Origin of the sequence: Pseudomonas kilonensis (genome assembly GCF_001269885.1) — a bacterium.
GTDB lineage: Bacteria > Pseudomonadota > Gammaproteobacteria > Pseudomonadales > Pseudomonadaceae > Aquipseudomonas > Aquipseudomonas kilonensis.
The window spans coordinates 1-7,989 of the sequence record NZ_LHVH01000011.1 but is presented as its reverse complement, the minus strand read 5'-3'; the positions used below and the strand labels follow the sequence as shown (position 1 = coordinate 7,989).

The window sequence follows — 7,989 nt, the reverse complement described above, 5'->3', positions numbered from 1 at the left end:
AAATGTTGTCTGACACGCCGCTTTCGCGAGCAAGCCCGCTCCCACAGGTAGGGTGGTGTGACTTAAATCAGGCCTTGGCCGGCTCCAACGCCATCTCTACCACCTCAGGCCGCTTGAGCAGCGCATACGCCACCGCCGTCAGCAGGCTCCCCGCCACGATCGCCAGCAGGTACAACAATGCATGGTTGATGGCGTTGGGGATCAGCATCACGAACAGGCCGCCGTGGGGGGCCATGAGCTTGCAGCCGAAGTACATCGACAGCGCACCGGTCAGCGCGCCGCCGGCAATGCTGGCCGGGATCACCCGCAGCGGATCCTTGGCCGCGAACGGGATCGCGCCTTCGGAGATGAAGCACAGCCCCAGCACCAGCGCGGCTTTACCGGCCTCGCGCTCGGTCTGGGCGAATTTGCGCCGGGCGATGAAGGTGGCGATGCCCAGGCCAATCGGCGGCACCATGCCGGCGGCCATGGCCGCGGCCATCGGTGCATAACTCTGGGAAGCCAGCAGCCCCACCGAAAACGCGTAGGCCGCCTTGTTGATCGGCCCACCGAGGTCGACGCACATCATCGCCCCCAGCAACACGCCCAGCAGAATCGCATTGGTGGTGCCCATGCTGTCGAGGAAGTGGGTCAGGGCGTCGAGCATGCCCGCCACCGGTTTACCGACGATGTAGATCATCACCAGGCCGGTGAACAGGCTCGCCAGCAGCGGAATGATCAGGATCGGCTTGAGCGCTTCCAGGCTCTGGGGCAAACGCGCATAGCGATTGATCGCCTTGGCCGTGTAACCGGCCAGGAAACCAGCGATGATCCCGCCAATGAAGCCGGCGCCAAGGGTGCTCGCCAGCAACCCGCCGATCATGCCTGGCGCCAGGCCTGGCCGGTCGGCGATGGAATAGGCGATGTAGCCGGCCAGCAGCGGCACCATCAATTTGAACGCGGTTTCGCCGCCGATCTGCATCAGCGCGGCAGCCAGGGTTCCAGGTTCCTTGAAGGCCTCGATGCCGAATACGAACGACAAGGCGATCATCAAACCACCGGCCACCACCATCGGCAACATGAACGATACGCCCGTCAGCAGGTGCTTATAGGCACCGCTTTTTTCCGCTTTCGCCGGCCCCGAGGCGGCGCCGTTCGCCGCGCTTTCCTGGCGCCCTTCGGCCAAGGCTTTTTTCAGCGTGGCTTCGGCCTGTTTCAAGGCAATGCCGGTGCCACAACGATAAATTTTCTTGCCGGCAAAACGTTCGGTGGCGACTTCGATATCAGTCGCCAGCAGTACCACATCGGCCTCGGCGATTGCCTCGGGGCTCAACGGATTACGCGCGCCCACCGAGCCTTGGGTTTCGATCTTCAGGTCGTAACCCAAGCGCGCCGCCGCCTGCTGCAAGGCTTCGGCGGCCATGAAGGTATGGGCAACGCCCGTTGGGCATGCGGTGATGGCAACCAGGCGCGGCGCACGCTCGGTCGACACCGCGGGGGCCTCCTCCACGACATCCGAGGCGAGAAAAACCTCGGCCTCTTCGGCGCCACGACGCAGCACCGCATCAACGTCCTGGAGAGCCAGGGCCGGTGTGCTGCGGAACACCCGCTTGCCGACGAACCGCGACAGGTCCACCGGGCCGCTGGCGACCAGCAACACCCACTCGGCCGCTTCGAGGGTCGCGGCCGACAACTGGCGCTCCGGATGGGCCGCGTCATGGACTTCGACACTGGTGCTCCAACCCTGGCGCTGCGCCGCAGCGTCCAGCAGGCGGGCGCACAACACACTGGTGACCATGCCGTTCGGGCAGGCCGTCACAATGGCTAGTTTCATTCTTGCTAACCCTCTTATTGTTCTGTCAGGGGGCGCACGCGCACGCCCTGTTCAAGCGACGCCAGCAACGCGGTGTCGTGGATGCCAAAACCGATCTGCGTGACCGCCATGGCAGCGATGGCCGTGGCGGTGCGCAACGTCTGTTCCGGGGTGTCGGCGCTGAGCAGGCCGTGCAGCATGCCCGCCAGCAGCGAATCCCCGGCACCCACGGTGCTGGCGACGCTGACCTTGGGTGGCGAGGCATGCAGCGCCGTACCGACACTGAACCAGTTCACGCCATCGGCACCGTGGGAAATCACCACATGCTCGACGCCCTGCGCGTGCAGGCGCTGTGCCGCTTGCGCCTGGGCCAATTCGCTCACCACCTCGCAACCCAGCGCGTCGGCCAGTTCTTCGGTGTTCGGCTTGATCAGCCACGGCCCCGCCGCCAGGGCGACGCGCAAGGCTTCGCCACTGGTGTCGAGGGCCACGTTCAGGCCGAGTGTTTTCAAACGCGTGATCAAGGCCTGCAACCACTGCGGGCTGACACCCCGGGGCAAGCTGCCCGCCACCACAACCACGTCGTGACCGGGGGCGATTTGCTCAAGGCGCGCCAGCAAGGCGTGCTGTGCGGCTTCATCAACCACCGGGCCCGGGCCGTTGAGGTCAGTGATGCGTCCGTCCTGCTCAGCCAGTTTGATATTGCTGCGAGTTTCGCCGGGAACACGGATAAAAGCATCGACAAAACCACGCTGGGCAAACAGCGTCTCGAACAACTGGGCATTGTCTTCGCCCAGAAAACCACTGACCGTCAGCGTATGGCCGAGATCGGCCAACACCTGGGCCACGTTCACGCCCTTGCCGGCGGCGTGGGCGTGCATGCCGTCGCTGCGGTTGACCTGGCCCGGCTCCAGGCGCGCCAACTCCACCGTGAGGTCGAGCGCCGGGTTGAGGGTCAGGGTAAGAATCTTCGCCATTACAGCGCCTCCACTAATGCGCGCACATCATCGGCGCTGCCCACGGCCAAGGCCTCTTGGGCCAGGGTTTGTACTTGCGCCAGGCTCAATTCGCGGACCCGCGCCTTGACCTCGGCAATGCTGCGGGCCGAGACACTCAGTTCGTCCACGCCCAGGCCCACCAGCACCGGCACCGCCAGTGGGTCGGCCGCCAGTTCGCCACACACACCGACCCATTTGCCATGGGCATGGGCGGCGCGCACGGTGATGTCGATCAGTTGCAGCACGGCCGGGTGCAAGCCATCGGCCTGGGCCGACAGGGTCGGATGACCACGGTCGATCGCCAGGGTGTATTGCGTCAGGTCGTTGGTGCCGACGCTGAAGAAGTCGACTTCCTTGGCGAGCACCGGCGCCAGCAATGCGGCGGACGGCACTTCGATCATGATCCCCAGCTGCAGGTCTGCCACGGGGATTTCCCGGCGCAGGCGCTCGGTCATGTCCCGGGCCTGGCGCCACTCATCGACGCTGCCCACCATCGGGAACATGATCCGCAGCGGACGGCTGTCCGCCGAACGCAACAAGGCCCGCAGTTGCGCTTCCATGACCTGCGGACGCTGCAAGGTCAGGCGGATGCCACGCACGCCGAGGAACGGGTTTTCTTCTTTCGCGATCGGCCAGTACGGCAGTGGCTTGTCACCGCCAACATCCAGCGTACGCACCACCAGCGGTCGACCGGCCAGGCCGTCGAGCACCTTGCGGTATTCGGCTTCCTGGGTCGCTTCATCCGGCGCCTGGGTGTGAGCCATGAAAATCAGTTCGGTGCGCAACAGGCCAATGCCTTCGGCGCCCTGCTCCACCGCGCTGGCGACGCCGGCGCTTTCGCCAATGTTGGCAAACACTTCCACGGCATGACCGTCACGGGTCACCGCCGGTTCGTGACGCTGCTCGGCGGCCACCTTTAGGCGCTGCTCGCGGGTGTCGCGCTCTTCAGCAGCCCGTTGCAAGGTGGCAGCGTCAGGGTCCACGTGCAGGCGACCGCGTTGGCCATCCAGCAACAAGGACGTGCCCGGCGCCAGCAACAATACCGCCGCACCGGCGCCCACCAGCGCCGGAATGCCCAGGGCCCGGGCGACAATGGCGCTGTGGGCGGTGGCGCCGCCACGGGCGGTGAGAATCCCCGCCACCCGCGTCGGGTCCAGGCGGGCCACGTCGGACGGGCCGACTTCGTCCATCACCAGGATGTAGGGTTGATCGGGTTCGTTCGGGGTTTCGACGCCGCACAGTTGCGCCAGCACCCGACGGCCGACGTCTCGCAGATCGGCGGCCCGTTCGGCCAGCAAGGCGTCCTGCAAGGCTTCCTGTTCTTTCGCGGCGGCTTCAACCACCCCCATCCACGCCGCTTGCGCACTCTCGCCCAGCTTCAAGCGAGTGTCGACTTCGTCGCTCAGCTCCGGGTCGTCGAGCATTTCCTGATGGGTGATGAAGATCTCGCGGATGGCCTTGGCCTTGGCGCGTTCAATCAGGCCTTGGATATCGCGGCGCACCTGGTTCAAGGCGTTTTGCAGGCGTTCGCGCTCGATGGCCGCCGATTCACCGCGCAACGGGTAGTCGATGGCCTGCAATACCTGGATGTGGGCCGGGCCGATGGCGATGCCCGGGGCGGCGGCGACGGCCTGGATCAGGCTGCCAGATTCGGGCGCCAACACGACAGTCGCCACTTCGGCCATCACGGTTTCCCGCGGCGCACTCGGCGGCGGCAGCGGTTCGACTTCTTCGCCAAGGCCTTCTTCGATGGCCGCCAGCAGTGCCGGCAACGCATCGGCGGCAATGCTCGGCTCAGCAATGAATTCCAGGACCTGGCCGCGACGGGCGCCCAGGCTCAACAGCTTGCTCAGGCTCTTGGCCGACACGGCGCTGTCCTGGCCGTCGACGATGCGCACGCGGATCTCGCCTTCGAAGCTTTTCGCCAACTGGGCGAGGATCTTCGCCGGGCGTGCATGCAGGCCATGGGCATTGGCCAGGCCGATGCGCGCGCTGGGCCAATCGGCGGGCAATTCGCCGCCGAGCACTTCCAGTACTTTGCGACTGCTGGTGGCGCGACCCAGTTCGTGGCCGCGGCCTTCGATCAGCAAGGCACAGAGCCTTTCCAGCAGGGCCTGGTGAGCCTCGCCGAGACTGGCGAGGCAGAACAGACCGCTCAACGGTTGACCCAGGTAGCGGATGGGCTTGTCCGGCGTGACGAACGCCAGGCCCGGACGCTTGACGGTCTGTTCGCTGTGCAGCCACCACAAGCCATCGCCCAGGGGCAGCGCATCGACTTGTTGCAACACCCCCGCAAAGCCGTTGCTCACGCAATCGGCCTGGCGCAGCAAACGGGCGCCGCGCCATACCAGCTCTTCGAAATCGTCAGCCGACACACCGAGGCCGATCATCTGGGCATCCAGGGCCAGTTCCTGCGGCGCGCCTTGCAACAGCTTCAGCAACGCTTCGGCGGAACCGGCACGGCGCAAGGCCTGGCCCAGGTCCGTCTCGCCGAGGGCGCGGGTCAGCAGTTGCAGCAGGCGCAGGTGTTCGTCGGACTTGGCCGCGATGCCGATCGCCAGGTAGACGATCTGACCATCGCCCCAGTCCACGCCCTCGGGGAATTGCAGCAGGCGCACACCGGTCGAATGAACCAGCTCGCGGGTCTGCGGGGTGCCGTGGGGGATGGCAATACCTTGGCCAAGAAAGGTCGAGCCCTGGGCTTCGCGAGCCTGCAAGCCGGCGAGGTAACCCTCAGCCACCAAGCCATCGGCCACCAGTTTGTCGGCGAGCAGTTGCAGTGCAGCGTCTTTATCCACAGCCGTCTGAGCCATGGATATCTGCTCTAGAGTGAGCTCGAGCATGCTTTCTCCTTTTTGGCGTCCGGTTGGCGCCAGGTATTGTTTTGAATGAATCAGCTTAGCGTTGCAGGATGATTTTTGGCGTGATCACGGCAGAAGGGCCAAAAATCCTGCTAGCCTTGAAAATACGCTTGCTGAAACGTTTAATCTAGAAAGATTGGCACGTTACTCGATAATCTCTCATCCTTGAAGTGCAACTTGTCGTAAGCGCTTGGACGGTGACCGTCGGCTTGAATCGGGTAGGATGGCCCTTATCGTCGGGGCTAACTCGAAAAAACAAGGAAAACCGGGTTGAAACTCAGTGATATTGCCCAACTGGCCGGTGTGTCCGTGACCACCGCCAGCTATGTCATCAACGGCAAGGCCGAACAGCAACGCATCAGCAGCGCTACCGTCGAACGGGTGCGGGCGGTGGTCCAGGAACACGGCTTCACGCCCAATCCCCAGGCCGCCGGGCTGCGCAGCCGCCACACCCGCACCCTGGGCTTCATCCTGCCAGACCTGGAAAACCCCAGTTACGCACGCATCGCCAAGTTGCTGGAGCAAGGCGCGCGGGCGCGGGGCTACCAATTGCTGATCGCCAGTTCCGACGACGCCCCCGACAGCGAACGACAGCTGTTGCAGTTGTTCCGCGCCCGGCGCTGCGATGCGCTGATCGTCGCCAGTTGCCTGCCGGCCGGCGACGACAGCTACCAGCAGCTGCAGGCCAAGGGCATTCCGATCATCGCCATCGACCGGGTGATGGAGCCGGCGCATTTCTGCTCGGTGATCAGCGACGACCGCCAGGCCAGCCTGCAATTGACCCGCAGCCTGTTGGAGACCCACCCTCGACAAATCGCGCTGATCAGCGCCCGTCCCGAGCTGAGCATCAGCCAGGAACGGGCCGCAGGCTTTCGCGAGGCCTTGGCCGGGTTCGAGGGCCAGGTGCTGATCGAGCATGGCGAGTCGTTCAGCCGTGAATGCGGCCGCCAGTTGATGGAGGAAATGCTCGCGCGCCTGGGGCATCTGCCCGACGCGCTGATCACCACGTCCTACGTGCTGCTGCAAGGGGTGTTCGACGCCCTGCACGATTTCCCGCTCAAGTCGCGGCCGTTGCGCCTGGGTACGTTTGGTGACACGCAGTTGCTGGATTTCCTGCCGCTGCCGGTCAATGCCATGTCCCAGCAGCACCAACTGATCGCCGACAAAGCCCTGGAACTGGCCCTGGCGGCCATCGAAAACGATGACTACCAGCCAGGCGTGCAGGCCATCGCGCGGACGTTCAAGCAGCGTATTCACCAAGGCTGACGCTTCTTCAGGATTGATCCATGGAGTTGATCGACACCCACACCCACCTGGATTTTCCAGACTTTGATGCGGACCGCCCGGCACTGCTGGCCGAAAGCCGCGCCTTGGGCGTGCGGCAAATGGTGATACTGGGCGTGTACCGGGACAACTGGCAGCGGGTCTGGGACCTGGTGCAAAGCGACCCGGACCTGCATGCCGCACTGGGCCTGCACCCGGTGTATCTCGATCAGCACCGACCCGACGACGTGGCGCTACTGCGCGAGTGGCTGAGCCGCCTGGCCGGACATCGGCAATTGTGTGCGGTAGGGGAAATCGGCCTGGATTACTACATCCCCACCCTGGATCGCGAACGCCAGCAGGCACTGTTCGACGCACAACTGCAACTGGCAGTGGAGTTCGAACTGCCGGCGCTGATCCATGTGCGCCGCAGCCATGCCGACGTGATCGCGACCCTCAAGCGCATGGGCTCCAAACGCGCCGGGATCATCCACGCCTTCGCCGGCAGCTTCGAAGAGGCCCGCGAATACATCAGGCTCGGCTTCAAACTCGGCCTGGGCGGTGCCGCGACTTGGCCCCAGGCCTTGCGCATGCACCGGGTGCTGGCGCAATTGCCGCTGGACGCGGTGGTGCTGGAAACCGATTCCCCGGACATGGCCCCGGCGATGTTCCCCGGCCAACGCAACAGCCCGGCGCATTTGCCGGCGATTTGTGAGGCGCTGGCCGGGATCATGGGTATCAGCCCGGAACGCTTGGCCGAGGCCAGTACGGCCAATGCCCGCCAACTGTTCAACTGGTAAAAAAACCTGTGGGAGATTCTATGGTACGGGGCTACCCCTTAAATGCCTTTCGGTAAGTATTCGCTCTGGTTCTTCAGCAGGGCGAATACCACTCGGGCAAGCTTGCGGGCCAGTGCCACTAATGCTTCGGTTGTGCTGAGTCCCCGGGCCCTCAGTGCCTCATAAAAACCCTTCCATGCCGCTGTGCGCCTCGCCGACATCGCGGCGTTATGCATCAATCGACGTGCCTCTGGGTCACCTCGCTTAGACAAGCAGCGGCGTCCCTTCTTTTTCCC

Annotated in this window: 6 protein-coding genes; 2 read left to right on the top strand and 4 right to left on the bottom strand. The window is 64.5% G+C overall.

Going from position 1 to position 7,989, the window contains the following annotated elements:
* Window positions 1–67: 67 nt before the first annotated feature.
* The 3 genes from AD662_RS04175 to ptsP are packed head-to-tail and all read right to left on the bottom strand — an operon-like array spanning window position 68 to window position 5,633.
* On the bottom strand, window positions 68–1,813 hold the full coding sequence (locus AD662_RS04175) for a PTS fructose-like transporter subunit IIB (protein WP_024618445.1): 1,746 nt from the start codon (window positions 1,811–1,813) through the stop codon (window positions 68–70).
* A 14-nt stretch (window positions 1,814–1,827) separates the two neighbouring features.
* On the bottom strand, window positions 1,828–2,769 hold the full coding sequence (gene pfkB, locus AD662_RS04170) for a 1-phosphofructokinase (RefSeq protein ID WP_053185671.1): 942 nt from the start codon (window positions 2,767–2,769) through the stop codon (window positions 1,828–1,830).
* Entirely contained in the window at window positions 2,769–5,633 is a 2,865-nt protein-coding gene (gene ptsP / locus AD662_RS04165; RefSeq protein ID WP_053185668.1) for a phosphoenolpyruvate--protein phosphotransferase, read from the bottom strand. Before ptsP ends, pfkB begins: the two co-directional genes overlap by 1 nt.
* Before the next feature lie 288 nt (window positions 5,634–5,921).
* Between ptsP and cra the strand changes: the two genes are divergently transcribed.
* Both cra and AD662_RS04155 read left to right on the top strand, forming a co-directional pair.
* Entirely contained in the window at window positions 5,922–6,917 is a 996-nt protein-coding gene (cra, locus tag AD662_RS04160; RefSeq protein ID WP_014336586.1) for a catabolite repressor/activator, read from the top strand.
* Window positions 6,918–6,937: 20 nt separating this feature from the next.
* Window positions 6,938–7,714 (top strand): TatD family hydrolase, encoded by a 777-nt coding sequence (locus AD662_RS04155; RefSeq protein WP_053185665.1) that lies wholly within the window; start codon window positions 6,938–6,940, stop codon window positions 7,712–7,714.
* Window positions 7,715–7,752: 38 nt separating this feature from the next.
* On the opposite strand, the gene AD662_RS04150 is transcribed toward AD662_RS04155, so the two are convergent.
* Window positions 7,753–7,989: transposase (locus AD662_RS04150; protein WP_156334892.1), on the bottom strand; the 237-nt coding region annotated here is incomplete at its 5' end.